The organism is Sphingobacterium sp. UDSM-2020, from assembly GCF_016132525.1.
Taxonomy (GTDB): Bacteria; Bacteroidota; Bacteroidia; order Sphingobacteriales; family Sphingobacteriaceae; genus Sphingobacterium; species Sphingobacterium anhuiense.
Genome location: NZ_CP066166.1, coordinates 1154083 through 1179813, shown reverse-complemented (window position 1 = coordinate 1179813; position 25731 = coordinate 1154083). Strand labels below are relative to the sequence as shown.

The 25731-nt window shown below is 37.7% G+C and carries 32 protein-coding genes; 23 read left to right on the top strand and 9 right to left on the bottom strand.

The genetic code is table 11. The features are described from left to right. Positions 1 to 109: 109 nt before the first annotated feature. Positions 110 to 598: a hypothetical protein gene (locus JAZ75_RS05130; RefSeq protein ID WP_021192383.1), complete on the top strand. Its 489-nt coding sequence runs from the start codon at positions 110 to 112 to the stop codon at positions 596 to 598. A 250-nt stretch (positions 599 to 848) separates the two neighbouring features. On the opposite strand, the gene JAZ75_RS05125 is transcribed toward JAZ75_RS05130, so the two are convergent. After that, positions 849 to 1376, bottom strand: a complete 528-nt coding sequence (locus JAZ75_RS05125; RefSeq protein ID WP_208700430.1) for a DUF4833 domain-containing protein — start codon at positions 1374 to 1376, stop codon at positions 849 to 851. Between the two features lie 337 nt (positions 1377 to 1713). Here JAZ75_RS05125 and JAZ75_RS05120 point away from each other — a divergent pair, with 337 nt between their 5' ends. From JAZ75_RS05120 to arsB, 21 genes are all read left to right on the top strand, one after another. Further along, complete coding sequence (locus tag JAZ75_RS05120) at positions 1714 to 2979, top strand: site-specific integrase (protein WP_034727288.1); 1266 nt, start codon at positions 1714 to 1716, stop codon at positions 2977 to 2979. Positions 2980 to 3101: 122 nt separating this feature from the next. Further along, positions 3102 to 4115: a hypothetical protein gene (locus tag JAZ75_RS05115; protein WP_208700429.1), complete on the top strand. Its 1014-nt coding sequence runs from the start codon at positions 3102 to 3104 to the stop codon at positions 4113 to 4115. Positions 4116 to 4790: 675 nt separating this feature from the next. Beyond that, positions 4791 to 5168, top strand: coding sequence for a single-stranded DNA-binding protein (locus JAZ75_RS05110; protein ID WP_034727283.1), 378 nt, complete (start codon positions 4791 to 4793; stop codon positions 5166 to 5168). A gap of 44 nt (positions 5169 to 5212) precedes the next feature. Then, the gene (locus tag JAZ75_RS05105; protein WP_034727280.1) at positions 5213 to 6286 is read left to right on the top strand and encodes a DUF932 domain-containing protein; all 1074 of its coding nucleotides are present in this window, start codon (positions 5213 to 5215) and stop codon (positions 6284 to 6286) included. Between the two features lie 52 nt (positions 6287 to 6338). Then, positions 6339 to 6815 (top strand): hypothetical protein, encoded by a 477-nt coding sequence (locus tag JAZ75_RS05100; protein ID WP_034727277.1) that lies wholly within the window; start codon positions 6339 to 6341, stop codon positions 6813 to 6815. Continuing rightward, positions 6812 to 7012: a hypothetical protein gene (locus JAZ75_RS05095; RefSeq protein ID WP_034727275.1), complete on the top strand. Its 201-nt coding sequence runs from the start codon at positions 6812 to 6814 to the stop codon at positions 7010 to 7012. The genes JAZ75_RS05100 and JAZ75_RS05095 overlap by 4 nt, the downstream gene beginning before the upstream one ends. 5 nt (positions 7013 to 7017) lie before the next feature. Beyond that, a complete protein-coding gene (locus tag JAZ75_RS05090; protein WP_034727273.1) occupies positions 7018 to 7620 on the top strand; it encodes a PRTRC system protein E in 603 nt (200 codons plus the stop codon). Positions 7621 to 7647: 27 nt separating this feature from the next. Then, entirely contained in the window at positions 7648 to 7866 is a 219-nt protein-coding gene (locus tag JAZ75_RS05085; protein ID WP_002978317.1) for a PRTRC system protein C, read from the top strand. A gap of 17 nt (positions 7867 to 7883) precedes the next feature. After that, positions 7884 to 9050, top strand: coding sequence for a hypothetical protein (locus tag JAZ75_RS05080; RefSeq protein WP_034727270.1), 1167 nt, complete (start codon positions 7884 to 7886; stop codon positions 9048 to 9050). Then, positions 9047 to 9769 carry a PRTRC system protein B gene (locus JAZ75_RS05075; protein WP_034727267.1) on the top strand — a complete coding sequence of 241 codons (723 nt, stop codon included), beginning with the start codon at positions 9047 to 9049 and terminating at the stop codon, positions 9767 to 9769. The genes JAZ75_RS05080 and JAZ75_RS05075 overlap by 4 nt, the downstream gene beginning before the upstream one ends. After that, positions 9769 to 10275, top strand: coding sequence for a ThiF family adenylyltransferase (locus tag JAZ75_RS05070; RefSeq protein ID WP_232789361.1), 507 nt, complete (start codon positions 9769 to 9771; stop codon positions 10273 to 10275). The genes JAZ75_RS05075 and JAZ75_RS05070 overlap by 1 nt, the downstream gene beginning before the upstream one ends. Positions 10276 to 10873: 598 nt before the next feature. Further along, entirely contained in the window at positions 10874 to 12562 is a 1689-nt protein-coding gene (ltrA, locus tag JAZ75_RS05065; protein ID WP_208700428.1) for a group II intron reverse transcriptase/maturase, read from the top strand. Next, positions 12546 to 12980, top strand: a complete 435-nt coding sequence (locus JAZ75_RS05060; protein WP_232789360.1) for a hypothetical protein — start codon at positions 12546 to 12548, stop codon at positions 12978 to 12980. The genes ltrA and JAZ75_RS05060 overlap by 17 nt, the downstream gene beginning before the upstream one ends. A 470-nt stretch (positions 12981 to 13450) precedes the next feature. Continuing rightward, complete coding sequence (locus tag JAZ75_RS05055; RefSeq protein WP_034727262.1) at positions 13451 to 14986, top strand: SulP family inorganic anion transporter; 1536 nt, start codon at positions 13451 to 13453, stop codon at positions 14984 to 14986. Positions 14987 to 15097: 111 nt separating this feature from the next. Further along, positions 15098 to 15427 (top strand): ArsR/SmtB family transcription factor, encoded by a 330-nt coding sequence (locus JAZ75_RS05050; protein WP_002978307.1) that lies wholly within the window; start codon positions 15098 to 15100, stop codon positions 15425 to 15427. 65 nt (positions 15428 to 15492) lie between these two features. Beyond that, the gene (locus tag JAZ75_RS05045) at positions 15493 to 15966 is read left to right on the top strand and encodes a DUF6428 family protein (RefSeq protein ID WP_034727258.1); all 474 of its coding nucleotides are present in this window, start codon (positions 15493 to 15495) and stop codon (positions 15964 to 15966) included. A gap of 12 nt (positions 15967 to 15978) precedes the next feature. Beyond that, positions 15979 to 16410, top strand: coding sequence for a DoxX family protein (locus tag JAZ75_RS05040; RefSeq protein ID WP_034727255.1), 432 nt, complete (start codon positions 15979 to 15981; stop codon positions 16408 to 16410). After that, positions 16400 to 17527 carry a chromate efflux transporter gene (gene chrA, locus JAZ75_RS05035; RefSeq protein ID WP_034727253.1) on the top strand — a complete coding sequence of 376 codons (1128 nt, stop codon included), beginning with the start codon at positions 16400 to 16402 and terminating at the stop codon, positions 17525 to 17527. Before JAZ75_RS05040 ends, chrA begins: the two co-directional genes overlap by 11 nt. Positions 17528 to 17570: 43 nt before the next feature. After that, positions 17571 to 18344 carry a metallophosphoesterase family protein gene (locus JAZ75_RS05030; RefSeq protein WP_034727251.1) on the top strand — a complete coding sequence of 258 codons (774 nt, stop codon included), beginning with the start codon at positions 17571 to 17573 and terminating at the stop codon, positions 18342 to 18344. Between the two features lie 16 nt (positions 18345 to 18360). Continuing rightward, the gene (gene gcvH, locus JAZ75_RS05025; RefSeq protein ID WP_034727246.1) at positions 18361 to 18738 is read left to right on the top strand and encodes a glycine cleavage system protein GcvH; all 378 of its coding nucleotides are present in this window, start codon (positions 18361 to 18363) and stop codon (positions 18736 to 18738) included. Between the two features lie 2 nt (positions 18739 to 18740). Then, on the top strand, positions 18741 to 19781 hold the full coding sequence (arsB, locus tag JAZ75_RS05020) for an ACR3 family arsenite efflux transporter (protein ID WP_034727244.1): 1041 nt from the start codon (positions 18741 to 18743) through the stop codon (positions 19779 to 19781). A gap of 2 nt (positions 19782 to 19783) precedes the next feature. Here arsB and nhaA read toward each other — a convergent pair whose 3' ends face one another. Together nhaA and JAZ75_RS05010 are read right to left on the bottom strand one after the other, a co-directional pair. Further along, positions 19784 to 20971 (bottom strand): Na+/H+ antiporter NhaA, encoded by a 1188-nt coding sequence (gene nhaA, locus JAZ75_RS05015; protein ID WP_034727241.1) that lies wholly within the window; start codon positions 20969 to 20971, stop codon positions 19784 to 19786. A gap of 158 nt (positions 20972 to 21129) precedes the next feature. Then, the gene (locus tag JAZ75_RS05010) at positions 21130 to 21591 is read right to left on the bottom strand and encodes a response regulator transcription factor (RefSeq protein WP_034727237.1); all 462 of its coding nucleotides are present in this window, start codon (positions 21589 to 21591) and stop codon (positions 21130 to 21132) included. Between the two features lie 307 nt (positions 21592 to 21898). On the opposite strand from JAZ75_RS05010, the gene JAZ75_RS05005 reads away from it, so the two are divergent. Then, positions 21899 to 22636 (top strand): YoaK family protein, encoded by a 738-nt coding sequence (locus tag JAZ75_RS05005; RefSeq protein ID WP_034727234.1) that lies wholly within the window; start codon positions 21899 to 21901, stop codon positions 22634 to 22636. On the opposite strand, the gene JAZ75_RS05000 is transcribed toward JAZ75_RS05005, so the two are convergent. From JAZ75_RS05000 to traN, 6 genes are all read right to left on the bottom strand, one after another. Further along, positions 22620 to 22925, bottom strand: coding sequence for a helix-turn-helix domain-containing protein (locus JAZ75_RS05000; RefSeq protein WP_034727231.1), 306 nt, complete (start codon positions 22923 to 22925; stop codon positions 22620 to 22622). The two genes, JAZ75_RS05005 and JAZ75_RS05000, sit on opposite strands and share 17 nt — an antisense overlap. Further along, entirely contained in the window at positions 22906 to 23217 is a 312-nt protein-coding gene (locus tag JAZ75_RS04995; protein ID WP_034727230.1) for a helix-turn-helix domain-containing protein, read from the bottom strand. The genes JAZ75_RS05000 and JAZ75_RS04995 overlap by 20 nt, the downstream gene beginning before the upstream one ends. 174 nt (positions 23218 to 23391) lie before the next feature. Continuing rightward, positions 23392 to 23679, bottom strand: coding sequence for a hypothetical protein (locus JAZ75_RS04990; RefSeq protein WP_034727228.1), 288 nt, complete (start codon positions 23677 to 23679; stop codon positions 23392 to 23394). A gap of 111 nt (positions 23680 to 23790) precedes the next feature. Further along, positions 23791 to 24240: a DUF3872 domain-containing protein gene (locus JAZ75_RS04985; protein WP_034727225.1), complete on the bottom strand. Its 450-nt coding sequence runs from the start codon at positions 24238 to 24240 to the stop codon at positions 23791 to 23793. A 12-nt stretch (positions 24241 to 24252) separates the two neighbouring features. Further along, complete coding sequence (locus JAZ75_RS04980) at positions 24253 to 24813, bottom strand: conjugal transfer protein TraO (protein WP_034727223.1); 561 nt, start codon at positions 24811 to 24813, stop codon at positions 24253 to 24255. Positions 24814 to 24834: 21 nt separating this feature from the next. Continuing rightward, positions 24835 to 25728 (bottom strand): conjugative transposon protein TraN, encoded by an 894-nt coding sequence (gene traN, locus JAZ75_RS04975; RefSeq protein WP_034727220.1) that lies wholly within the window; start codon positions 25726 to 25728, stop codon positions 24835 to 24837. Between the last annotated feature and the right edge of the window lie 3 nt (positions 25729 to 25731).

The window sequence follows — 25731 nt, the reverse complement described above, 5'->3', positions numbered from 1 at the left end:
TTGGTATTTCGTGAGTCGAGGTATTTAAGATAATCTTTTATTTAATTATTGATCCTTAAATAGACATCGCTTATTTAAGGAACTTTTGAGAATTGATGCAATATATTTTATGAATAAATATGTGTTACAGGCATTGGATAGTTATCCATATTACCTAGAAAATACGTTAGAATCTTTGTCATACGCCTTGTCTTATGATGATTCAAATACGATGGCACTATGTCTGATGGGGAGACTTCATGCGGAACAGTTGTTTGATTTTGAACAAGCAAAGAAATATTTTCAAGAAGCGTTAGTACATAATTTATATGCTTTGGAAATTTATCAACCTTATATACAAACCTTGATTGATACCAATGCATATGAAGAGGCAGAAAAAACAATTGAGTTTGCTTTAACAATACCCGGAGTTTCATCTTCTTTATTTCTATTAAAAAGGGTACTTATATTGGAAAAACTTAAAAAATTTAAAAAAGCCTTAAAAGTATTAAATTTGGTTAGATTGGAAAATTTAGATAGTGAGATGTTGTCCACGATCAAAGACGTTGAAGATCGAATAAAAGGAAAACGGAAAATAGGACGTAAAAGCAAAAAATAACTAATTGACAGTTTATTCTTTCTAATTGAGGATAAACTCAATAGATTGTTTCTGAAATGAAATGAATAACACGTATATCCTTCCCCTGAATTAAAGAAGGGTATACGTTTAAATATTATGATGCAACAACGTCAAATAAACGCCTCATTTTCTTTTTCAATCAAATGATGTAAACTAATTAAATAAAAAAATCTAATGCATTAAAGAGTTGAATATAACAGTAGGCAACGGGATTGGCGCCTAATGTCAACTACGGTATCAATTTCTCTCGTACTTTGGTACCCCTGTGGTCTGTGCCGTAAAATATGAGATATTCAACTTGCGTCCCTAAGCCTGAAGTTCCCTGTTTTTGTTTTATGAAAATACGATGGAGATTAAATTTGTGACCATTTAATGTGGTTTCCACATAAGGCTTTCCTGCTTTATCCATCTTGAGATATAAGGGTTGATTTTTGTAAGACACAATCTCAAACTCAAATGTATTATTGCCTAGTTCTTTTGTTATAATACCATAGGCAAATTTTTGTTGGATACCAGTTAAAGGTTTAATTTCTCCTCCTTTATCATATAAAATCCGATAGTTATTGATAGGATTCTTGTTATTGAAATGCTGTTTATAACTCATATTTGCCTCATAAACATAGGTGTTATGACCTTCGCTATGTTGTATATAAAAAAGAGTGTTTGATTTGAATGGTGGGGTGGGATAGCCCTCTTGTGCAAAGGTATAGATTGATACAAAAAACAGAAAGTATAAAAGACAAGTGAAAGTTTTCATGATATACACTTTTTTGATTAGAGTAAATTTAAACTTTCTATATTAAAGTATTAAATAGAAACTATTATTTTTTTACAAAAAAAGATTAGTATAAAGCAAAAATAAGCAAAACGGTTAAAACCGTTTATATACAATGCTTTATAAAACAGTAGTCTTAGTTTGGAACTCGGTGTCTGATAGGTTTTGGTCTTAAAAATACAAAGATAGGTTACTAATTCGTTACCGATTAGCAAAGGTAATCAAAGATGTAACAGGTTATATTTCAGTGTTTTGCCCTATTTTTCATATTCCCTTGTAACTCAATACAATTTAATTTTAAACATTAAACATTTGAGTTATGGAGCAGACAAAAAAATCTACGTTCAAATTACTTTTCTACCTGAAAAAGAACGAGCCGAAAAAGAACGGTAATGCCCCGATTATGGCACGTATTACTATTGATGGAACACCTAAGACTTTAGGAACAAAGTTAGAGATCAATCCAAAGAATTGGGATTTAAAGTATGGAAGAGTTGAAGGTAAGAGTGCAAAAGCACTAGGTATTAACCAAAAATTGGATAATATAAGGGCACGTATCGATACCCTTTATGAAGATATGCTGAAACACGAGGGTTTTGTAACGGCACAAAAGCTGAAACTTGCATTTCTCGGTGTTGGTATTATGGAAGATTCCTTGCTGAAAGTATTTAAAAAGAACAATGATGATTTTGGGAAAATGGTAGTACAAGGAGAACGCTCCGAAAGTACCTACTACAAGTACAAAATTGTCTATAACCACGTTGCTGAATTTATCAAAAGCAGGTATCATCGTGATGACATGGCGTTCAGGGAATTGACGTGTGATTTTATCAGAGAGTTTGATTTCTTCCTTCGAATAGACAAAAAGTGCACACACAATACTGTTTGGGTATATACTATGCCACTCTATCGTGTTGCGGAAATAGCTGTCAAAAACGGTCTTATCAGGAAAAATCCTTTTGAAGATTATGAAATATCGATGAAGGAAAATGACCGTAGCTATTTACTTAAGGAAAACGTTGAATCCCTGTTATTACACAATCCTTCAAAACAAAATTATGAAATTGTAAAGGATCTTTTTGTATTCAGCTGTTTTACAGGACTATCTTACATAGATATTAAACAACTTAAAAGTACTAACATACAATCCTTTTTTGATGGTCACGATTGGATTATAAGCCGAAGACAGAAATCTGATGTTGCTTCTAATGTAAGGCTTATGGAAATACCCAAACGAATTATTGAAAAATATAAAGGTACCACCCGAAATGATTCTATTTTTCCTGTTCCTACAAACAAAATTTGTAACAGCCATATAGACAAACTAATTCAAGAATTAGGTATTGTTACAGAACAAAAAGTAACCTTTCACACCGCAAGACACACATTTGGAACAATGTTTTTGACTGAAGGCGTACCACTTGAAAGCCTTAGTAAAATGATGGGGCATAAAAATATTTCTACCACACAGATTTATGCTAAAATTACAAGCCAGAAAATAAGTAAAGATATGGATTTGGTATCGCATAAATTTGCTGGAATGGAAGCATCATTTGCAGAAATGGAGAAAGAAGTTCTCGTTTAGAATTATTGCTTACTAAACAAAGCAGGATGATTTCCTGCTTTGTTTGTTTCGAGAAGCTGGGTGCTTTTAATAAAATTCTTTTTTTTAAATTTACTTACAACAATTCTTTAAACAAAAAAACTATGTCTTTATGTAAACTGTGTCTTGAACGCGAAGCAAACAAAAAGAATACTCACTATCTTACTGATGCAATTATCCGCACCTGTCTTAACATAGAAGGTAGTAATGAACGCGAGAAAGGATTATATTTTGCTCTGGATAATACCAATCCATTTATAGACTTTAATTTCCAACGTCTTGATGAGCTGACCCTCGAGACTACAATTGGAAGAAAACCAACAGAGGAAGAAATTGAAAATGCGAAATCCATTCCATTTTCAGTGGATTACGTATTTTGTAGTGATTGCGAAAACCTGTTTACAGATATTGAAACACCATTTATTCAAAACATACTACCACACTTCCGACAAGCAGATCTTTCAGGTCTCAAAATAGTGAGCGAAGCTGATGATGTTACAATTCGTAACTTCTTTCACATACAGTTGTACAGAAGTGCAGTCTGTGAAGATATTTTGGCGTTTTCACCTGAGTTTAAGGAGAAGTTACGTCACAGTATCCTCCAAAAAAATGGTGACACATCCATCCCCCTTTCGGTGACACATCTCCAAACTCTTGGAGGAAACGCGATATATACAGAAAACTACATTGGATTTACTGATGATAAAAACCCTTTTATTGTCTTCATGAATGATTTTGTTATACAGGTTTACGAGAATGAAGATGCAATAAAATTTCTACCTTTCCATGGACTAAATGAACAAGAAACTTTTGTCTCTGCTATAAACATCAACGAAGAATCTTTTGCTTTTAAAATATTTGACAATGCAGAAAGAAAGGTTTTTCTCAATACGGTAATCGTCAATGAAAAGGTTAAGAAAACAATACAATACTACCGAGATATGTTTGATATGTTCTGGAGAAAGCTATTTGGTGTCGACGCTCCGGTGCTACAAAAAGAAAGGTATATCCAGAGTCTTATCAATGGTGATGACAATAACTTAATTAAATACTCAAAACAGCAGGTTTTTGAATTTACCGTAGCTTATATGGCTAAACTTTTCAATGTCACCAAATAAATTGCATATAATATTATACAGATAGCCGAGGTAAATAATCCTCGGCTTTTTTTAGCCTATACTAATCTTCAAAGCACATTTATTCCTCCAGCGCCCATCCCATGCAATAAAAGAGCTTTGGCAGGATGAGTTAATAAACCATACTGAAAAACTCCTAATATATCCTCAATAAATATTTTTCAGTACCGTTTACGTGGCTTCCAAAAGCCACAATACTTTAAGATACTAAACTCCAAATTTATAAATTCTGCAAAATGTAATTGCAGGTTTTGTAATCACAAGGCCATTTACTCAATGCCTTTTTCACGTGCTTCCACATGATTTTTATTCAAGAACCGATATGCTGTTTTGTTCCATTTCAAGAGCAAAGGTATTTCCGTGTTCTTAACGCAGGAACAAGGTCGTGCCTTCCAGATTTGCAAAAAAATCTCCACCCATTCGGGTCGTATTTTTTTGACAAAACCTTGTTCCTGCTAAACACTAACCTTTTTATGCTCGTGAAACGAAACAAAGCATACTCCGGCTCTTTAGACGAATAAAAAAAATGTCAGAAATGAAAAAATACAGCATTGAAAATGGCAAAAGAGTGAAACGAAACTTCAGCACCTCCTCTCATTGCCGAATAAATCAAGGGAAAAATCAGAACAAAATTAATAACGCAAAAAAGTAGAAATCATGAACATTACAGGAAGACTGACAAGAGATGCGGAAGTACGCACAACGTCACAGGACAAACAAGTAGTAAATTTTTCAGTAGCGACCAACGACAGCTACCGTAACAAACAGGGCGAACGCATTGAGCAAACAACCTATTTCGACTGCTCCTATTGGATAACCCCGAATGTAGCCAAGCTACTTACAAAAGGCACTTTGGTAGAACTATCGGGACGAGTAAGTACCAGAGCGTGGACAGGTAATGACGGAGAGCCAAGAGCAGGTCTGAATTTCCATACCTCACAAATCAAATTGCACGGAGGTAGCAAAAAAAAGGAAACGGTACTAACTACCACAGGCACAAACAATAACACGACAGAAGACGACCTCCCATTTTAACAACGAGTATTCAATCATTTTTTTCACATCAAATTTTAAGCATTATGGCACATAATATCAATTTCAACGAGAGAACAGGACGTTATTCATTTTTTAGTGTACAACAAAAAGCGTGGCACGGTTTGGGGCAAATCGTAGAACAGTACCCGACAAGCGAGGAAGCTATCAAACACGCAGGGTTAGATTACGAAGTCGTAAAATCCCCACTATTTACAAAAGGTTCGGGCATTATCGAAACCACCAACAGCATAGAGATAGGCAGTAGCGAATTACAAGTACCTAACTATTTCGCCAACATCCGCACCGATAACAATGCCGTATTGGGCGTGGTTGGCAAGGATTACCACATTGTACAAAACCGTGAAGCCTTTAATTTCTTTGATGCTATTGTAGGCGGTGGTGAGGGCATTCTCTATGAAACCGCAGGAGCGTTAGGCAATGGAGAACGTATTTTTATCACCGCCAAATTACCCGACTATATCCGAGTTGGGAATGGCGATGACGTTACGGAAAAATACATTTTCCTAACCACTTCGCACGATGGTAGCGGAAGTATCACAGCCGCATTTACACCTATCAGAATTGTTTGCCAAAACACCTTAAATGCTTCGTTACGCAGTATGACAAATGTTGTCCGCATCAAACACACTTCGGGAGCAAAACAACGTGTTGAGAATGCCCATAAGATTATGGGACTTGCCAATACATTTAGCAACCAATTAGAGGGAATTTTCAATGAATGGGCAAAAGTAAAGGTCACAGACCGAGAGGTAAAAAAGCTAATTCAATTGGCACTTTGCCCGAATAAGGAAACCTTTGATTTAATCAAAAAAGGTGCGGAAGATGAAATTTCAACCCTTTTTAAAAATACCGTTGAGGACGCATTTGCATACGCAATGATAAGCGATACACAACAAATGGACACAACAAAAGGCACTTTGTTCGGAGCGTATAACGCTGTCACAGGCTACTATCAGAACGTGAGAAATTACAAGAATGACGAAGCCAAATTGCAGAGCATTGTATTGGGTGGTACTGCCCAACTGAAATCGCAAAAAGCATTTGAACTGTGTACCGCATTTGCTTTGGACGGTGCGGAAATCCTAAACCTTAATTAAATAACAACAGGCTACCGCCTTAATCGGTGGTAGCCTACTAAAAATATTCATTATGGCAAATTGGTGCAGTAACACGGTTGTATTCGAGGGAACTCCCGAAGCAATCACAGCAATACAAGAACTTTTCCAATCAATGAAGGAAAAGGAAGAAAAAACCGAAGAAGGGCAACTACCCGAATTTATGGAAGATACCAACGGTGGGTATTTCTTCAATATCTATTGGAACGAGGGCGATGAAGGGCAATTTCAATATGAAACAAAATGGTCGCCCAATATTGAAATTATTCAAAAGATAGCAGAATACTACCAAGTGGATTTTGTACAGGACTATGAAGAAATGGGAAACCTTGTTTACGGGAGAGCAACTTATCGGGATGGCATACTCAGCGATATATTTTTGGGCGATGATGATTTTGAAGCCTACGAACAGGATGAAGAAACAGACCTCTACCACTTTGAGGGAGAAGAGTACGAAAGTGATTATGAGATATTGGAAACTCTTTTGGAACGCAAAATTGTAACACTATGAAAGTAACGGATTTGAACGGTTACGAAATTGAAGTAACCGACCTAAAAGAAGCTATCCGTATTGCGAAGCGAAATACAGGATATAGCCACGAGGACAAAAGTTTTTCAGACTTCGATAAAAGGCAAAATGCCTATTGGACGGATATACACAAGAAATTGATAGCAATCAAAAAACAATCTTCAACAATTAAAATTTAAGAACGATGAATACAAATTTTTTCAATCAGATACAGCAGTTGGACTTTACAGGAGTTTTACAACTGAACATTTCAAAAGGAATAGAAAGCAACCTAATTGTAACAGTATTGCTTAACAACGAACAATGCGGAGATAGTGCCAAAAACGGTATTCCCCCATTGACATTCAACGCCACACCCCAAGAGTTTGACGAGGGATTTTTTGAGCAGATAACAACACCTATACAAAAGGTATCGGGCTTAATGGTGGATATGGAAAAATTTCAAAAGCAACTTGATGAAGCCAAAGCACAATCGGCAATCGAGAAAGCAAAAACCGAAAAAGAGAAAAAAGAAAAAGAAGCCAAAGACAAGAAGTTTAAAGATGCAATGGCAAAGGCGGATGAGTTGGAAAAAGAGGGCAAATTCCGTGAAGCGTGGATAAAAGTTCCCGATATAACGGAGTTCTCCGAAAAAGCGGACGAGATACGCAAACGCAAAACATCATTGTCCGACAAGTTCGCAACACCGAGCCTTTTCGGAGCAATGGAAGAAGCAACGCCCGAACCGCCAAAGGTGGAAGAACTTACTGCCGATTATCCCATTGATGAAGCGGACGAGGAAGAATAAAAGTGTTAACCCAAAAATTAGAAAGTTATGTTATTAGCAACACAGTTAGAACGAGTTTTCATACTCAAAGATAAAGGACAGGACATCAGGCTGACCGACCCCGAACCACGTTGGAGCGTGGAAGCCGTAATGAATTTTTACGCCAATATGTACCCGATTTTGACAACTGCAAAAGCATCTGCACCACAGATAAAAGATGATGCAGTCGAGTACAAATTTGAGAGCGTAATGGGTACGAAAGGTTAAACCAAAATTTTAAAACGATGAATTATGCAACGCAATATCATATCGGGAATAATCAACATACCCGAACAGAAACGACAACAGCAGTTACACCGACAGTTGGGCGAGTTCGCCAATTGGATGCAAAGACCAAAGGACGCCAACCAAGTGCAGAAAGACAAACAGAAATCCGTACCGATAGCAATGTTGCCAATGCTATTCTAAAATGTACATTTCTGCCTAAATTGAAAACAGCACAATCCGTACAGGCTTGTCAGAAAACGGAGAGGGATTTTTACAAGTCCCTTTCCCGACTTGCCGAGCATTACAGCATTGAGCCAATGCAAACCCAAGATTTTGAGTTTCCCTACAATATAACATTGTCTATGTGGGATATGGAAACTAAATTGAAGCGTACCAATATCAATTGGGATGGTTTCAAATTGATACAGAATAGCGGTAAAACCTATTTTGTGAGTGAGGAACGATACAATACAGGTACAACTTTGTACTATATTCCCATTAAGCCACTGTTTAAAATGCTCAAAGACCCGAAGCGTAAAAAGACCGCACAACTTTTACTGTCGGTATGCAGTTATCTGTACCACATCGTCCTAATTCCCTATTACAGGCAGGAAGAAAGTTATTTGTATTGGCTTTACGAAACGATGAATGATTGGGTGGAACAGGATGAGGAAACGGAAGAAACAGAAACCAACAAACGTGAATTGAGAAAAGCCGAATACATTGGCGATAAGATAGAACAGAAGTTATTCAACCGCATCAATCTAAAGATATTTGAACAGCGTTTGAACCGATTTAAAAGTGTTGATACGTTCGATAAGGAATGTTGGCAAGTGGCTTGTAATGCGTTTGCCCTTTGTACAGAATATCCGAACGCAACTATTTTCAGAAACGCCACATTGCCCGAAAAAGACCTTTATAATGATGATTACGAAAATGAAATAATCGGAATGGAAAAATACATTTCATTTATTGCAGACACTAAAGGTTGGTTATACGAAAACCTTTCAGATACCATCAACAATGAATTTAACGAGTACGGAGCAATGGAAGAACCAACTATTTCCAAGCGGTTTGACGGAAGCGAAATACCAACAACCGACCTTGATTTTGAGAACCGTTTGTTTGATTTATTGAATGATTTGAGTGGATTATTATACGAATACAAAACGATAGAAAAATGAACACAACAACAGATATAACAAACCATTTTGGCAGTATGTACTATCCAAAATCCGCTTTGGTTTTCTATGAAACCAAAGGAACGGAAACCGATGTGTATGTGGAGCATTTTGATATGGATAGCAACGGAACGCCTATCAATGCCCACCCATTGACGGTAAAAGAAGCCAATGTATTGGCAAAAGCTTTAAAGACCGATGAAGAAAAGAACGCAGCTTTTTTAAAGCCAAAAGGAATTTTGCCGACCAATATTCTGCATATCAATCCGAATGCTGAAAAAGGTACTGTGCTTTGGTACACCAAAGCACAGCAACGGAAACTGTATTTTGTGGAAAGTTTGGGCATACCCAACGGAATGGCACAAGTACCGCCAATGCTTTGGTTAGCGAACAAAAACAGTCTTACCGTATTTGCTTTGGCAAATGATAGAAGACCCACCGAGAAAACGCCATTGTATTACGCACCTTTCTTCAATATCTACGAAAAGGGCAATGTATGTATGGGTACGGTAAGTATTGATATTAAAAATTCTGCTTCGGTTGAGGAATTTATGCAAGCGTGGGAACATTATTTTTTCAATTCCTATTTCAGTCATTCATTGAGTGCAAATTTGACAAAAAAGAACATCGTAAGTCTATGGAAAGACCTTATCGGTACGGATAAACCCTTTCCAAAAGAAGTATTAAAAAAGAATAACAAAACCCTTAAAAATCTATTGTGATGAATACGACAAAAACAGCAGTTCATTTTACGGACAACTATTTACTCAATCCTACCAATCCGATTTCGGTAAACCTTATCGGAGGAGGTGGTACAGGCTCAAAAGTATTGACCGCCTTAATGGAAATAAACGAAAGTTTGATAGCATTAGGACACGCAGGGTTGCAAGTCCGCCTTTGGGATGATGATGTTATCACGAGTGCCAATTTGGGCAGACAGCGTTTTGCAGAAAGTGAAATAGGATTATACAAATCCGTTGCTTTAATCAATCGTTGCAACCGTTGGGCAGGTACAAATTGGAAAGCTAAAACAGTAAAATTTGAAAAGGATAAGTTCGGCAGATTGCCCGAAGACGCAAGGGCAATCATTACTATTACGTGCGTGGATAATGTACAGGCGAGGTTTGGCGTTGCTGAAATTCTTAAAGAAATAAGCTATCGCAGATACTATCAAGATGTGCCAAAATATTGGTTGGATTTTGGCGTGCGACACGAAAGTCGCATTTAATAAGTGAAGAACTGTAAGAAGTTCTTCCCAGTCAGTGTCCAAGACTGGTTCCCACTTCCCACGTGGGGGTTGAGTAATTGACCTTTGCGAAGCTTGGATGAAAGCCTAAGAAAGACCCTAACCATCAGGGGCAATCGGGCAAGGGAAAGACTGGACGGGTGAACGCAAGTGAATCTCCGTAAGCTCCGTCACAAATGCAACATCGGTGGATGGGAATTACGATGTATCGGGTCATAGAAATGTTTTATTCCGAAGAAGCATTTAAAGATATGGCAGATGCCGAACAGCCATATTAGGATACCAAGACCCCGGGGTATAGGAGGCACCCACACCCAGTCGCATCTTATGAATGTGGAACGTGGAATCCCGATGAAGTCCCGAGCAATTGGGTAGGCAAACCGTAAGGAATGTTGAAATCTTCAGCGGGGACAGGAAATCTCAAGAAGCGAATGTCGTCAGCCGAAAGGCAAAGGGAATACATAACCTGACGGATAGGGCTGTCAAAAGACAGAAATACTCAACCTTAAAGGGTGCAGACGTGAGATTGGTGAATCTCTTGAAGAGCAAAGTAATAGTTTTTTAATCAAAGGAAAGTTAGATGCAAGACAACTTAGCAAACGGAACAATGAGCCATACAGACTGGAATTCCATAGACTGGAATCAGGCGAATCGTGTGGTAAAAAACCTGAGACAGCGTATCTTCAAGGCAACTCAGGCTGGCGACTTTATTAAAGTCCGTCAGTTGCAAAAACTTATGTTACGAAATTACTCTAATACGCTTGTCAGCGTAAGAAGAGTAACCCAGATGAATGCAGGTAAATATACTCACGGAGTGGACAAGGTAACTGTAAAGACACCAGAAGCAAGGAGCATCCTTGTTGACGAAATTCAACAGTTCCAACCTTGGAAAACCAAACCCACCCGTAGGGTGTATATACCAAAATCGAACGGCAAACAAAGACCTCTTGGAATTCCTACCATTCTTGACCGTGTACATCAGGCAAGAGTCAAGAATGCATTGGAACCCGAATGGGAAGCAAAGTTTGAAGGTATCAGCTATGGTTTCAGACCAGGACGAGGATGTCATGATGCTATTTTAGCAATTTATGGCTTCTCACGTCCCAACAAGAAAAAGAAATGGGTAGTTGATGCCGACATAAAAGGAGCATTTGACAATATCGACCATGATTTTCTATTGAAGGCTGTCGGAAATTTTCCTGCACGTCAACTCATAAAGAAATGGTTGAAATCAGGCTACGTTGACAAAAACGTATTCCATGAGACGGAATCAGGTACTCCACAAGGGGGAATAATCAGTCCCTTGTTAGCAAACATAGCACTTCATGGTATGGAAGATGCCTTGAAAATCAAGCGAGCAAACAGTTCGGGTGTCGTGATAGGAACAAGAGGAATCGTAAGATATGCCGATGACTTTGTGGTCTTTTGTGAGACTAAAGAAGATGCAGAAAAATCAATTTGTGAACTACAGACATGGTTAGCAGAACGTGGACTAACACTGTCGGAAGAAAAGACCAAAATCGTCCACCTTACGGAAGGATTTGACTTTCTCGGTTTTAATGTCCGATTATACAATAGACCATCAACCCCTACAGGTTACAAGCTCCTAATCAAACCGAGCAAGAAATCCGTGCAGTCATTCAAAGACCGTCTAAAAACGGAATGGATGTCGTTACGGGGTGCTAATGCAACCGCTGTAATCCATAGACTTAACCCTATCATACGGGGATGGGCAAACTATTACAGGATTGGCAACTCCGTTGATGCGTTCAAACATCTTGATATGTTTATGTTTCTACGAGCCGTCAGGTGGGCAAAAAGACAGCACCCAGGCAGGTCATGGAAATACATCACACAGAAATATTGGAGACAATGGAATAAACAAAGAAAAGATAATTGGGTCTTTGGTGACGAAGAGACAGGCTTTCATCTTTGTAAGTTCACATGGGTCAACATAAAACGCCATGTGATGGTCAAGGGAAAAGCTTCAATGGATGACCCTTCTCTGAATGGTTATTGGTTAAAAAGAGAGGCTAAAAAGGCTTCTTCATTAGCGAAACATCTACGGATAATTGCTGCTTCTCAAGGTTATATATGCCCTGTATGCAAACAATCCATTTCTAACGGTGAGGAAATCCATGACCATCACCTTATTATGGATAGGAATAATCCTGACCGTAATTTATGGAAAAACCGTAGAATCTTGCACCTTTATTGTCATCAGCAAGTGCATTCATCTAAAAATAGGAACAATGAGTTATTATATTGAGTTGCTTTATGATTTGCTTGAGCCGTATGCGGTGAAAGTCGCACGTACGGTTCTGAGGGGGGAAGGGATTAGTAATAATCCTGACCTACCCGACAATAGCCAAGATACAGGACAAGTAATACTATCTACTATCGGAGAGATAAAGCAACCCAATTCAGAGAAATACCAAACAGTGGCAAGCCTGCCATTTGTTACTGATGAGTTTGGCGAATTGCTGAAGCAATCCGAACAAGAGGATAACACGCCAAGTTGCTCACTTGCCGAAGCATTGGAACACCGAGATTTGTTTATCAATTCATCATTGACCCAAATGGGTTGTTCTTTGCTATGGAACTTGTTTCGCAGGGGAATGACCGAATACAAAGGATTTTTTCACAATCTGAAAGATTTCCGCACCCACCCGATAAAAGTTGCCTAAAAGCCTAAATCGGCGGGCAAAAATGCAATTCCTCGCTTCGGTCGGAAACGCATTTTTGCGGTTTAAAGCGGATGCAACCCCTTTGTTAAAATGTACCATTTCACAATTACCTTTCCTTACATTTTACCAAACAGGTTGCGAGTTTTTGCGTGGGATATTCATTATCCCATTTGTTGTATTTAGTAACGATTTCTTTTCACATAGCCATCAAAGAAAAGATTCTGTGTTGTAAAACAATTTTTTTTAGTTTTTTTGGTGTTAAATTGTGTACAATAACTATAAATTGTACTTTTGCACCACTCAATGAAAAGAACAGTACAAATATCATCCCAAGTTACTCCGCCTTGATCTTAGGCTAACTGTTATATTTCCCAATTTTAATTTATTGGCTTCTCTGTCGTACCCGAAGGTTTTGCTTTCGTGTACAAACTTTTCTATTTACATTTTTACCACTTTAAACATAAATTTTTATGCAGAAAATTATCAATTTGTTTGATTTCAAACAGAAAATTAATTACAAAAACGAAATTCTTGCGGGTCTTGCGGTGGCTATGACCATGATACCTGAGTCTTTATCCTTTGCTATTCTGGCAGGGCTTTCGCCTTTGACAGGGCTTTATGCAGCTTTTTTAATGGGTATTGTTACTGCAATTTTGGGAGGCAGACCCGGAATGGTTTCTGGGGGAGCCGGAGCAACGGTAGTAGTACTTATCGCATTGGCAGCATCACACGGTGTGGAATATCTATTTGCTGCGGTTATATTAGCAGGTGTACTGCAATTTTCAGTAGGAATTTTTAAACTGGGTAAATTTGTCCGCCTGATCCCACAACCAGTAATGTATGGTTTTTTAAACGGTCTTGCAGTAATCATTTTCATGGCACAGGTAGCTCAATTTAAAGTTGTAGAAAACGGGATAGAAGGTTGGATGCAGGGGCCGGCGCTTTATCTAATGGCTGGACTGACATTACTAACTATAGCCATCGTATTTATATTGCCAAAATTTACAAAGGCAGTTCCTGCATCTTTAGTAGCAATAATAGTTGTCTTTGGTATTGTATATTTTTTCGGCATCGATACTAAAAAAGTAATTGATATCGCCTCTGTAGGAGGTTCTTTACCTTCATTTCATATCCCTGCTATTCCTTTTAGTCTGGAAACATTGGAAATTATTTTCCCTTATGCCTTGGTAATGGCAGGGGTTGGATTGATTGAAAGTCTGTTAACGCTTAATATGGTTGATGAAATAACCAGCACAAAAGGACAATCTAACCGTGAGACTGCGGCGCAAGGTATAGCCAATATCACCAACGGTTTCTTCGGCGGAATGGGTGGATGTGCAATGGTTGCCCAAACTTTAGTGAATATCGGAGCTGGAGGAAGAGCCAGACTTTCTGCAATAGTTGCAGCTATAGCAATTTTATTAATCATTCTGGTTGCAGGTCCTGTAATCGAGCAAATTCCAATGGCGGCATTAGTCGGGGTGATGATGATGGTAGCTATAGGCACATTTGAGTGGGTCAGCTTTCGAATTATTAATAAAATGCCTCGTCACGATATTTTTATTGGTATGTTGGTAGCAGTTATAACCATAGTATTGCACAACTTAGCTTTAGCGGTTTTGATTGGTGTAGTCATTTCGGCTCTAGTATTTGCCTGGGAGAGTGCTAAAAGAATACGTGCAAGAAAATATGTAGATGAAGATGGTGTAAAGCATTACGAAATTTTTGGGCCGCTCTTCTTTGGTTCTACTGCCGCATTTATTGAAAAATTTGACTTACTAAATGACCCGAATGAAGTTGTAATTGATTTTAAGGAAAGTAAAGTAGTTGATATGTCTGCTATTGAAGCTTTAAATAAAATTACGGAGAAGTATCACAAGGAAGGTAAAAAACTACATTTACGTCATTTAAGCCAAGATTGCAGGCAATTACTTAAAAATGCAGAAACAGTTATTGATGTGAATATTATTGAAGATCCTACCTACAAAGTAATGACTAATAAATAGCATCGGAATACCCAAGTTTAATATTACAACTACAGCAATAATTTTTTTTAAAATTATTGCTGTTTAAATTTATTATCGTAATATTGCGATATATTTATTTTTATAAAACTGATGGGTGTCACAAAAACCGAAATTTTTACAGAACAGCAGAACCATTTAGCTAGTATTTTAAAGGCACTGGCTCATCCTGCCCGTATAGCTATACTGCAACATATCATTAAACAAAATGCCTGCATCTGTAATGATCTTGTAGAAGAATTGGGATTGGCACAAGCGACAATTTCACAACACTTGAAAGAGCTGAAAAATATTGGTATCATTAAAGGAAATATAGAAGGAACTAGTGTATGTTACTGTATTAATGAAACAGTCTGGAATGAGATTAAGAAGGAACTCAATAGCTTTTTTGTCGAGAATGTAAATAGTAAAGAATGCTGTTAAGCTTTTTTTAACACCAAATCATCGTAACATTGCAATATAACATTTATTGAGTTAATATCAGAAATATGAAGCTATCAAAAATTAAAGAAATCCTGCCAACATTAGTAAATGTTGGATTTCAATTAGAAAACGGAACCTTAGTTCCAGAACATTTCCACGTTACCGAAGTGGGACAAATTACTAAAAACTTTATAGACTGTGGTGGCGTAATCCGTTCGGAAAAAGTTGTAAACTTCCAATTATGGAATGCAGACGATTTCGAGCACAAATTAAAGCCAGCTAAGCTATTAAACATCATCAAGCTATCCGAAGAAAAATTGGGCATAGAAGATGCGGAAATTGAAGTGGAATACCAAAGCGAAACGATTGGTAAGTATGATTTGGATTTCAACGGAGAGACATTTGTACTGAAAAATAAAACAACAGCTTGTTTGGCTCAAGATGCCTGCGGTATTCCTTCCGAAAAAGTAAAGAAAAATTTGGCGGAACTGCCTGTAAATAATGCTAATGCTTGTACTCCAGGTGGCGGATGTTGTTAAAATTGAATTTTTATGTTTTCAAAAATCATTCATACAGATAATTCAAAGACAACAATCATAATCCGACTGATTGTTGGAGGTGTTTTTTTATCGGAGGGCATTCAAAAATTGCTGTTTCCTGCTTTTCGGGGAGCCGGGCGGTTTGAAAAAATTGGCTTGCCATCTCCTGAATTTCTTGGAAGTTTTGTAGGCATATTTGAAATCCTTTGCGGAGCACTTATTTTGCTCGGGTTGCTTACAAGGTTAGCAAGTATTCCGCTCATCATCATTATGCTTGTTGCCATTGCCACGACCAAAACATCTATTTTGGCTAATGAGGGTATTTGGGAATTGCTGCACGGCAGCCGTACGGATTGGGCGATGCTTTTGGGAAGTATGTTTTTGTTAATCAAAGGTGGAGGTAATTGGTCTATTGATAAAATCGTAATGAGAAATGGAGCGTGATATTCAAATAAAGGAAATTGCCAAGCTCTTTCTCAAGCTCGGTTTTATTGGTTTTGGAGGTCCCGCGGTTCATATTGCTATGATGCAGCAGGAAGTTGTTGTCAAAAAGAAATGGATGAGCGAACAGCATTTTTTGGATTTGTTGGGAGCTACTAATCTCATTCCTGGCCCCAACAGTACAGAAATGGCGATACACATCGGCTATGACAAAGGCGGTTGGAAAGGATTAATCTTTGCAGGGTTATGCTTTATTTTACCTGCGGTTTTCATTACCGGGATATTTGCATGGTTGTATCAGCAATACGGACAATTGCCCGAAGTACAGCCCTTTATTTACGGTATCAAACCTGCAATCATCGCTATTATCATAGGAGCTGTTTTTCCATTAGCAAAGAAATCTGTCAAGTCCACATTCTTGGCGGTTGTAGGTATTCTTGTTTTGGTACTGTCATTATTCGGCATTAGTGAAATCTATTTGATGTTTGGAGCGGGATTGCTGGCAATGGCCTTGTATTACCTTCAGGATACAAAAAATACGCTCCAAAGTTTTATCCCGCTCGCATTCTTACAAATCGCACAAAGCCCCTTACTGTCTGAAACAAATACCAAATTATTTTGGATATTCCTGAAAATTGGTGCTATCCTCTACGGAAGCGGTTATGTTCTTTTCGCCTTTTTAGATACGGAATTAGTTGCAACGGGCTTACTCACCCGGCAGCAATTAATGGATGCTATTGCTGTTGGACAGTTTACCCCAGGTCCTGTTTTTTCTTCAGTTACGTTTATTGGCTATCAAATCAACGGACTATCCGGAGCAGTTATTTCTACGATTGCTATTTTTCTGCCGTCGTTTATTTTAGTAGCATTGCTAAATCCCTTGATGAAAAAAATGCGCCAATCTAAAGGACTGTCCATTTTTCTCGATGCGGTCAATGTGGCATCTGTTGCAATCATAGCCGCTATTTGTCTTACAATTGGCAAAGAAACTATTACTGATTGGCGGACGATATTAATTGCAATGATAAGTGCGATCGTAGTTTTCAAATTCAAAAAAATAAATAGTGCCTTTGTGGTTATTGGAGGAGCATTATTAGGGTATTTATTTAATCTTATCTAAAGTTATCTTAAACAAAATATTTAAACAATAAAAATTAGACAAAATGAAAATAGCATTATTCAGTGATATTCACGCCAATTTACCTGCATTAGAAGCATTTTTTGAAGATGTTGAAAAAAGAAAACCAGACAGTATTTATTGTTTGGGCGATTTGGTGGGCTATAATATTTGGCCAAACGAAGTGGTAAACGAAATCCGTAAAAGGAGAATACCAACCATTGCCGGAAATTACGATTTTGGCATTGGCAGAATGAGCAACGAATGCGGTTGTGCCTACAAAACAGACAGTGAAAAAGATAACGGAAATATTTCTATTTCATTCACAAATTCTTTGATGAAAGATGAAGAAAGAGCGTATTTGCGTACACTTCCAGCCCATATCAAAGTAGAATTTCAACTGAATGAAGATAAATTGAATTTGCTGTTGGTACACGGAAGTCCGAGAAAAATAAACGAATATCTTTTTGAAGACCGTGAGGAAAAAAGTATGCTTCGCATTATGGAGCAAGCCGATGCAGACATTATGTGCTTCGGACACACACACAAACCTTATCACAGAGTTTTAAATTCGGGTATTGACGGTCAAAATCATTTCCGACACGCCATTAATATCGGTTCGGTTGGTAAACCGAAGGACAGCGATGTAAGAGGCGGTTATGTAATGCTTACGATTAATGAAAACAGTTCTGTGTTGGATAAAGATAGTATCAGTGTAGAATTTATACGCTTTGATTATGATATTGAAAGGGCTGCAAAAGCAGTTGAAGAAAGCATTTTACCAAACGAATACGCAGAAAATTTAAGAAGAGGTTACTAATCTAAAATTTATAAAAATGGAATTTCCAACCGATAGAAAGTATTCAAAAGAACATACCTGGATAAGCATACAGGACAACACAGGTACAATAGGCATTACAGAATTTGCGCAAAGTGAATTGGGCGAAATCGTATATGCGGATTTACCAAACGTTGGATATAGTTTTCAGCAGGACGAAGTATTCGGCTCTGTTGAAGCAGTTAAAACGGTCAGTGATTTATTTATGCCTGTTTCGGGTAAAATCACTGAAACGAACGAACTACTTTTGAAAGCACCCACACTCATAAACGACAATCCTTATAAAGACGGTTGGCTGATTAAAATTGAAATAAAAGACATTACAGAATTAGAAGATTTATTGACATCAAACCAATATAAAGAACTTACAAATTAGCCATGCAACCAAAATTAAAATTCTTAGACAGATACCTTACTTTATGGATATTCCTTGCAATGGCAATTGGCGTGGGTTTGGGGCATTTCTTTCCCAATATCTCCAATGTAACCAACAGCTTATCTGTTGGTACTACCAATATTCCATTGGCAATAGGATTGATATTGATGATGTATCCCCCCTTGGCAAAGGTTGATTATTCCTTATTGCCCAAGGCATTTAGAGATAAAAAAGTAATTGGCATATCCTTATTGCTCAATTGGGTAATCGGCACGGTATTGATGTTTGGATTAGCGGTTTTGTTTTTACGTCACGAACCCGATTATATGACAGGCTTAATTCTTATAGGTTTGGCAAGATGTATTGCCATGGTCATCGTCTGGAGTGACTTAGCTAAAGCAAACAGAGAATATACAGCTATGTTAGTTGCATTAAATAGCATCTTCCAGATATTTACTTACAGCTTTTTAGTTTGGTTATTCATCAACGTATTACCTGCAAAATTAGGATTAGCCAATTTCAATGTAAGCGTATCCATGAAAGATGTTACCGAAAGCGTATTGATATATTTAGGTATTCCATTCCTGGCAGGTTTTTTAAGCCGTTACTTCCTTGTAAAATCAAAAGGTATAGAATGGTATAACCGAAAATTCGTCCCCGCAATATCGCCAATTACCTTATACGCTTTATTGTTTACGATAGTATTAATGTTCAGCTTGAAAGGCGATAAAATACTGGAATTACCAATGGATGTAGTAAAAGTAGCCATACCGCTAATCATCTATTTTGTGTTGATGTTTTTCGTGAGCTTCTTTATCAATAAATCTCTTAAAGTTCCTTACGACAAAAACGCATCCATCGCATTTACAGCCACAGGAAACAATTTTGAATTGGCAATAGCCGTAGCAATATCGATTTTCGGCATTCATTCGCCACAGGCATTTGTGGGTGTTATCGGCCCACTGGTAGAAGTTCCTGTACTCATATTATTGGTAAGGGCAAGTTTATGGTTAAAGGAGAAATATTATAGTAAAAAAGACTGAATTTAAATTTCAGTCTTTTTACCCTTTCTTCTACTTGATAAATTCAAAATTACATATCCTAAGATACCCGCAATGAGTGATGTTATTAAAACAGATAGCTTGGCCTCTTCAATGAAAACCTGATTGTCAAATGAAAGCATAGATATAAATATGGACATTGTAAAACCTATTCCAGCTAATAATCCTAAGCCAATAATGTGAATAAGGTTACTGTTTGCAGGAAGTTGACCTATCCCTAACTTAGAACATATCAAAGAGGTTGCAACAATGCCAATGGGCTTACCAAAAATTAATCCCAGTGAAATACCTAAACCTAACGGGGAAGTCAGTCCTTCTATCATTTCCTGATGAATTGTAATATTTGTATTGGCGAATGCAAAAATGGGAATAATTAGAAAATTTACCGGTTTTACAAGTGCATGTTCTAGTTTCTCTAACGGAGATTCAACTTCTGTATCATTGGTTGGCAAGGTCATAGCTACCAGTACACCTGCTATAGTGGCATGAATGCCAGAATGATGCACAAAATACCATATAAAGACTCCTGGTATTAGATATAGATAGGGATTTTTAACATTAAAACGGTTCATCAAAATCAGTACTAGCATTCCAATTCCGGCATAGCCTAGATAGCCTAACTCAATTCCGGATGAATAGAAAATTGCAATGACTAAAATTGCAATCAAGTCATCCACAATCGCTAAAGCCGCTAAAAATATTTTTAAACTGGTTGGTACTCTTTTGTCTAACAGCGAAATTACGGCCAATGCAAAAGCAATATCCGTAGCCATAGGAATACCCCAGCCGGAAGCTGTTTCACTACCGGAATTAAAACTTACATAAATCAATGCGGGTATTACTGCTCCACCGATAGCAGCAAGGATAGGCAAAATAGCTTTCTTGGGAGAAGAAAGTTCTCCTTCAACAATTTCTCTTTTAATTTCCAGACCTACCAACAGAAAAAAGATTGCCATCAATCCGTCATTGATCCACATACTTACGGAATAATTGAGGTGTATGGCTTCATTTTCATAACCCAGTTTTGTATCCAATAAATTTTGTAATGGGAGAGCAAGTGATGTATTTGCTACTATCAATGAAATCACTACGCATAAAAAAAGGAGAAAACCTCCAAAATTGCTTGATTGTACAAAGTCTTTAAAAACCTTTAGATTGATTTTTTTCGGCATATTTATCTGTAAAAATTAAATATCGCAATATACCAATAATGTTGCGAATGAGCTAGCAAAAGGGATAATTACTGCTTAAATTACAGAATAAATCTTTTCCTATTATGAAGAATATGGCTGAAATAAAACTTATTAATAAGTTAGTAGAATGAATTACTTTATTCACTATGAAAATCATTATTAAAATATTCCTGTGCAATATTTGCTACTCCCACACTAAAATATCTTCCGCCATTGATAACAACTTCAATGGCTTTCTTGAAATCGTCTGCATCGCTACCAATGAGCAAATAACCTGTAAAACCAATTTCAAAAAGAGGTTTTACGACTTTTTCAGCATCAATATCACTATGAGCAATAAGCTTTATTGTTGGATATTCTGTCCTTAATTCTTGAATCTGTGCCAGCACATTCCTGTCGTAAAAATCAAGGTCAATAATACTAACATTGGGAGGTTCATTTAATTCTGATAATTGCGATAGTCCATCTTCAATGCTTTCCGAACGAAATAAGACTTCAGTTCCTGAAGCGACAAGGTCTTGGCAGATACCATCTAAAATAGGGCTTTTGTCGTTGATAAATGCGAGAGTGATTTTTTGTTGTGCTGTACCAGTTTCCATAATATTGTCAGATTTTGAGTTAATGGAGTTTCCTGCACAAAAAGAAAGCGCAGGCAACTACACTTACCGCACATTGAGGTACTGGTATACCCGACAACGAATAAGCGAGCGCCCACGCCTATGGCATGAGCGTTCTTCCTTATTGTCCCGTTGTCTAAAAATTACCAGTTTTCAATGTGGGACTTAAAGCAAAAACACTTTAAGTATTTCTATATTTAATAAAGCAAATGTACGAATGTTACAGATTATATACAATTATGAACAAGGGGCAACAGCAATTTTGTAAATTTACAACAAAAGGAAGCAAATGTTTAGACATAAAGGCAAAGGTCGTACTTATACGCACAACCTAAAATTAGCCTCAATATTATCCGGTGTAGCAGGTGTCGTAAACATTACCGGTGTTTTAGAATTACATACGCTAACTACTAATGTAACAGGTCATTTTGCTTTTTTTTCTGAGGAACTTGTTTTAAGAAATTACAGAATGGCTTTTGCATATTTATTTTACATTTTGTTTTTTCTGTTTGGAGCGTTTGTTTCAAGTCTTCTTATGGAGTGGGTTTCAAAATACAAACCACAAACACCTTATATTATACCCATATTCCTTGAAATAATCATATTATTGGCGGTGAGTTTTTCAGCATTTTTACTACCGAATGAATATGCCAGGTTTTCAATTCTATTATCGTCAGCTCTACTTTTTTCTATGGGATTACAGAATGCATTGGTAACGAGGGTATCCCAATCGGTGGTAAGAACTACCCACCTAACGGGTTTGTTCACGGATCTGGGAATAGAACTGTCACAGCTGTTCTTTTACAGAGATCGGCCAGAACGGATACAGTTGAATAAAAGTATATTCTTAAAGCTGGCAATCATCTGTTGTTTCTTTTTGGGTTGTATAATAGGTGGCTTTACTTATTCATATCTTGAATTAAGAACTCTTTTGCTTCCGGTAGGATTGTTAATTTTCGCTTTATGGTATGACCGGTTATTGTTTCGGTACTATTATCTGAAAAGAAAGTTCAGAAACCATCATTGACCGTATTCTTCCCGGTATAGTTCTCTTCCAGTATCCTTACCAGATCTGTTTCATTATAGATTATCTTACCCCCAATTTGTATAAATGGCAGGATATTATCATCACGATATTGCTGTAAAGTCCTTTTGCTGATATGGAGTAGCCTACACACATCTTCGCCCGACAAGTAGATTTCTCCATTCATTACAGGACGATAGTTTTTCAATATTTCTTCAATACGGTTTCTCAACAGCATTATCATTTGCTGTTGTTCGATTACTTCTTCAGCTTCATTCGTCAGTAAATCCATTGTATTTGATATTATACGGTTGTCCGACTCCGAGTAAAGCCTGTACATCCGAGAGTTTGTAATAATTCTTGCGGTTCAGTTTGGAATAAGGCAACAATCCTTTGTCTTTATAGGTCTGCAATGTCCGTTTGGTAATACCCATCATCAGGCACACTTCCTGGTTATCCAGCCACTTTTCTTTGTTGAAAATCGGTACATATTTCCGAGTGGCATTTTCGGTCAATTCCAAAAGTGCTTTCAGTTCCATTTTCATCCCGTCCAATACGGACTTTTGTATTGCGATAACTTCCATTTTTTGCTCATTTTTTCTGTGGAAGTCGAAGATATTAAGGGGTGTTACAGGGTTGGAAAATGTAGTATTGATTGGCGTTGAAAGGTAGTGTTTGGCGTTTTACGTTTGCTACAAACGAAAAATCGGATAACCTTTTGGGCTATCCGATTTATTCAAAATATTGTTAGAAAAAAGTCAGTGTTGAGCAGGTTGCTCTGTCTTTACTTCCTGTTTTTCCTTATCCTTTTTCATTTGGCTGTAAGTCCATATACAGACAATACCGACAACAATTAAAGCATAGGCAATCCATTTGCCGATACGTTCTATAAAACGGGTAAATACAGATGCTTCAAAACTCGAAAATCCCTCTGCACCCATACCATTACGCCTGTAAAATTTCCTGCGGTTTATCCAATAAATAAGCACTATCGCAATAACGATAACAATAATACCAAACACCAATTGAGCCGTAACTGTATCCATACCCGTTAAGATTATAATTCAAGTAAATTTAAACAAAAAACAACGTACACCGAAAGCTGAAAAGCAAAAAACCGACCTGTAACAGTCGGTTTTGCTTTTATATAAGTAGCATTAATCACTACTGTTGAACTGAAAGCTCAACTGCTTTTCGTTACCGAAGTTATCCGAAATCCAAACCTCAAAGGATTGTGATACGGTAGATGACGAAGTGTAATACAACCGGAACTGCTCCGTTGGCAACGAATACAAATCGTTTGGCAAATACGGTGGTTCGTCATAATACCGCAATGTGCCTTGACCGTCAAATTGGAAGTAGCGGAGAAAATATTGCGTGTTGCTGTAATTGCCTGTTCGCTGTATGGTAATCCGTATCTCTACGGTCTGCCCACTGGCAACATCTTTGGGTACAGGCATTACTTTGACCTCAAAAGGGAAATCGTTCTGTATTTCGAGTTCATCGTCTTTGCTACAAGATACCAACGTAACCGAAGCTGTGAGGATTGCCAAGAGTACATATATTGAGCTTAATCCTATCCTGAATTTATTGAATATTGCTATCATTGTTTTTACGTTTTAAAAATTAAACCTTAATCCCACGCCTGCGGACGGTCGGAACTGTTCCAAGTCTGTACCCCACAAAACCTTTGTACGCCCTTGCAGGACTAACACAAAACGGTCGGACAGGTACGTTTCAAATGTGAGCCGTCCACCAGCTCCGTAGATAAAATTATCCTCGCTCAAAATTTTTGCTCCATCATACAACATTGCTTCGCCACGGTTGATACTTTCGTAACCGACTACACCTGTTATTCCGAAGTTCAGCGTGATGTTCTTACGGGCATCGCCCAAGAGGAAGAAGCTGTAACCGCCCTCTGCGGTATAAGTTTCCTGCGGTATGCGGAGGTCTTTATAATCGTGGTATTGATGAGTGTATTCCAACGCCCAAAGCTGATAGTTACCATTTTTGCCGTTTACGGTCATTGCTACATTGATATAATAATCGTTACCGATTTTATCATCGGACAGCACACCCGTACTCACTTCCAATCCTTTCTGTTTAGGTAACATTCTTTGTGCCTGTGTGACCGTGATGGCCATAAAGATGAGCATCACGGTATAGATATACTTTTTCATATTATTTACTTTAAAAGGTTATTAAAATTTCAGGTGCATATCGTTAATCAAACGAGCTTTGATTAAGTCGGAATTTTCTATCTGGAGCGTTTGATGCCTGCCTCCGTTTTTCTCGAAAATCTCAATCAGCAGTACCTTGTCATCGGCAATGGTAAATTGGTCTAACAGGAAGACGTTTTGTTCGATTGTTTTTCCAGCAATGTCGTCCAGTGGCTTGTAAGTCCTAAGCGGTATCATCGGGCGTTCCTGCACTACGGTACGTTTGGCTACCTTTTTATCCACTACCTTGAAATTCATAAAATCAATCTGAAATGGCACATTGGTACGGTTTCTCAATTCCGTATGGAAATAGTATTTGCCGTTGTGTATGTAAATGCCTTTGAGGATAAACTGAATACCGAAGCTCTTAGCCCCGATATGCTTTACAATACGTTTGTCTTTCTTGTAAATCGTTTCCAACAGCAAGCCTGCCAATGACGGAGAATTGTTGCCCAATTCTTCAAAAAGCACATCGTTACCATTGGCTTTATCTACTGCCTTTTGCATCGTGAGCAGGTCATAGCTCATTGCCTCCGGATAGGAACTATAATACACATTGAAGCTGTAAAAACGTCCGTCATTCGTAATGACTGAAAAATTGGTTTCTGGTTCAAAATCCCTTACCGTTGCTTTTACACGCAACACGTTTTCTGCATCTTCTGCTTTTCCTGCAATCAGATATTCGCTGCCTAAATCCACGTAACGGATAGCGGTCGGAAAAATCAGGTGTGAAGTCTTATCATAGGTAACTTCCATTCTATACGGTTGTATCTTGCCCAATGCAAGTTTAGTTCTTGCACTATCCTGTGCGTAAGACTGTACGGCAAAGCCGAGTATCAGGGCAAATGCCCAAAAGGTTTTTAAATGATTTTTCATTGT

Bases quoted from the DNA above. Each gene is read 5' to 3' on its own strand.
- JAZ75_RS05120 (WP_034727288.1), top strand. From the start codon at position 1,714: ATGGAGCAGACAAAAAAATCTACGTTCAAATTACTTTTCTACCTGAAA.
- nhaA (WP_034727241.1), bottom strand. From the start codon at position 20,971: ATGCCGAAAAAAATCAATCTAAAGGTTTTTAAAGACTTTGTACAATCA.
- chrA (WP_034727253.1), top strand. From the start codon at position 16,400: ATGGAGCGTGATATTCAAATAAAGGAAATTGCCAAGCTCTTTCTCAAG.
- JAZ75_RS04980 (WP_034727223.1), bottom strand. From the start codon at position 24,813: ATGAAAAAGTATATCTATACCGTGATGCTCATCTTTATGGCCATCACG.
- JAZ75_RS05125 (WP_208700430.1), bottom strand. From the start codon at position 1,376: ATGAAAACTTTCACTTGTCTTTTATACTTTCTGTTTTTTGTATCAATC.
- gcvH (WP_034727246.1), top strand. From the start codon at position 18,361: ATGGAATTTCCAACCGATAGAAAGTATTCAAAAGAACATACCTGGATA.
- JAZ75_RS05010 (WP_034727237.1), bottom strand. From the start codon at position 21,591: ATGGAAACTGGTACAGCACAACAAAAAATCACTCTCGCATTTATCAAC.
- JAZ75_RS05110 (WP_034727283.1), top strand. From the start codon at position 4,791: ATGAACATTACAGGAAGACTGACAAGAGATGCGGAAGTACGCACAACG.
- JAZ75_RS05085 (WP_002978317.1), top strand. From the start codon at position 7,648: ATGTTATTAGCAACACAGTTAGAACGAGTTTTCATACTCAAAGATAAA.
- traN (WP_034727220.1), bottom strand. From the start codon at position 25,728: ATGAAAAATCATTTAAAAACCTTTTGGGCATTTGCCCTGATACTCGGC.
- JAZ75_RS05030 (WP_034727251.1), top strand. From the start codon at position 17,571: ATGAAAATAGCATTATTCAGTGATATTCACGCCAATTTACCTGCATTA.
- arsB (WP_034727244.1), top strand. From the start codon at position 18,741: ATGCAACCAAAATTAAAATTCTTAGACAGATACCTTACTTTATGGATA.
- ltrA (WP_208700428.1), top strand. From the start codon at position 10,874: ATGCAAGACAACTTAGCAAACGGAACAATGAGCCATACAGACTGGAAT.
- JAZ75_RS05005 (WP_034727234.1), top strand. From the start codon at position 21,899: ATGTTTAGACATAAAGGCAAAGGTCGTACTTATACGCACAACCTAAAA.
- JAZ75_RS05040 (WP_034727255.1), top strand. From the start codon at position 15,979: ATGTTTTCAAAAATCATTCATACAGATAATTCAAAGACAACAATCATA.
- JAZ75_RS05075 (WP_034727267.1), top strand. From the start codon at position 9,047: ATGAACACAACAACAGATATAACAAACCATTTTGGCAGTATGTACTAT.
- JAZ75_RS05095 (WP_034727275.1), top strand. From the start codon at position 6,812: ATGAAAGTAACGGATTTGAACGGTTACGAAATTGAAGTAACCGACCTA.
- JAZ75_RS05115 (WP_208700429.1), top strand. From the start codon at position 3,102: ATGTCTTTATGTAAACTGTGTCTTGAACGCGAAGCAAACAAAAAGAAT.
- JAZ75_RS05130 (WP_021192383.1), top strand. From the start codon at position 110: ATGAATAAATATGTGTTACAGGCATTGGATAGTTATCCATATTACCTA.
- JAZ75_RS05070 (WP_232789361.1), top strand. From the start codon at position 9,769: ATGAATACGACAAAAACAGCAGTTCATTTTACGGACAACTATTTACTC.
- JAZ75_RS05055 (WP_034727262.1), top strand. From the start codon at position 13,451: ATGCAGAAAATTATCAATTTGTTTGATTTCAAACAGAAAATTAATTAC.
- JAZ75_RS04985 (WP_034727225.1), bottom strand. From the start codon at position 24,240: ATGATAGCAATATTCAATAAATTCAGGATAGGATTAAGCTCAATATAT.
- JAZ75_RS05080 (WP_034727270.1), top strand. From the start codon at position 7,884: ATGAATTATGCAACGCAATATCATATCGGGAATAATCAACATACCCGA.
- JAZ75_RS05050 (WP_002978307.1), top strand. From the start codon at position 15,098: ATGGGTGTCACAAAAACCGAAATTTTTACAGAACAGCAGAACCATTTA.
- JAZ75_RS05045 (WP_034727258.1), top strand. From the start codon at position 15,493: ATGAAGCTATCAAAAATTAAAGAAATCCTGCCAACATTAGTAAATGTT.
- JAZ75_RS05060 (WP_232789360.1), top strand. From the start codon at position 12,546: ATGAGTTATTATATTGAGTTGCTTTATGATTTGCTTGAGCCGTATGCG.
- JAZ75_RS05100 (WP_034727277.1), top strand. From the start codon at position 6,339: ATGGCAAATTGGTGCAGTAACACGGTTGTATTCGAGGGAACTCCCGAA.
- JAZ75_RS05105 (WP_034727280.1), top strand. From the start codon at position 5,213: ATGGCACATAATATCAATTTCAACGAGAGAACAGGACGTTATTCATTT.
- JAZ75_RS05000 (WP_034727231.1), bottom strand. From the start codon at position 22,925: ATGGATTTACTGACGAATGAAGCTGAAGAAGTAATCGAACAACAGCAA.
- JAZ75_RS04995 (WP_034727230.1), bottom strand. From the start codon at position 23,217: ATGGAAGTTATCGCAATACAAAAGTCCGTATTGGACGGGATGAAAATG.
- JAZ75_RS05090 (WP_034727273.1), top strand. From the start codon at position 7,018: ATGAATACAAATTTTTTCAATCAGATACAGCAGTTGGACTTTACAGGA.
- JAZ75_RS04990 (WP_034727228.1), bottom strand. From the start codon at position 23,679: ATGGATACAGTTACGGCTCAATTGGTGTTTGGTATTATTGTTATCGTT.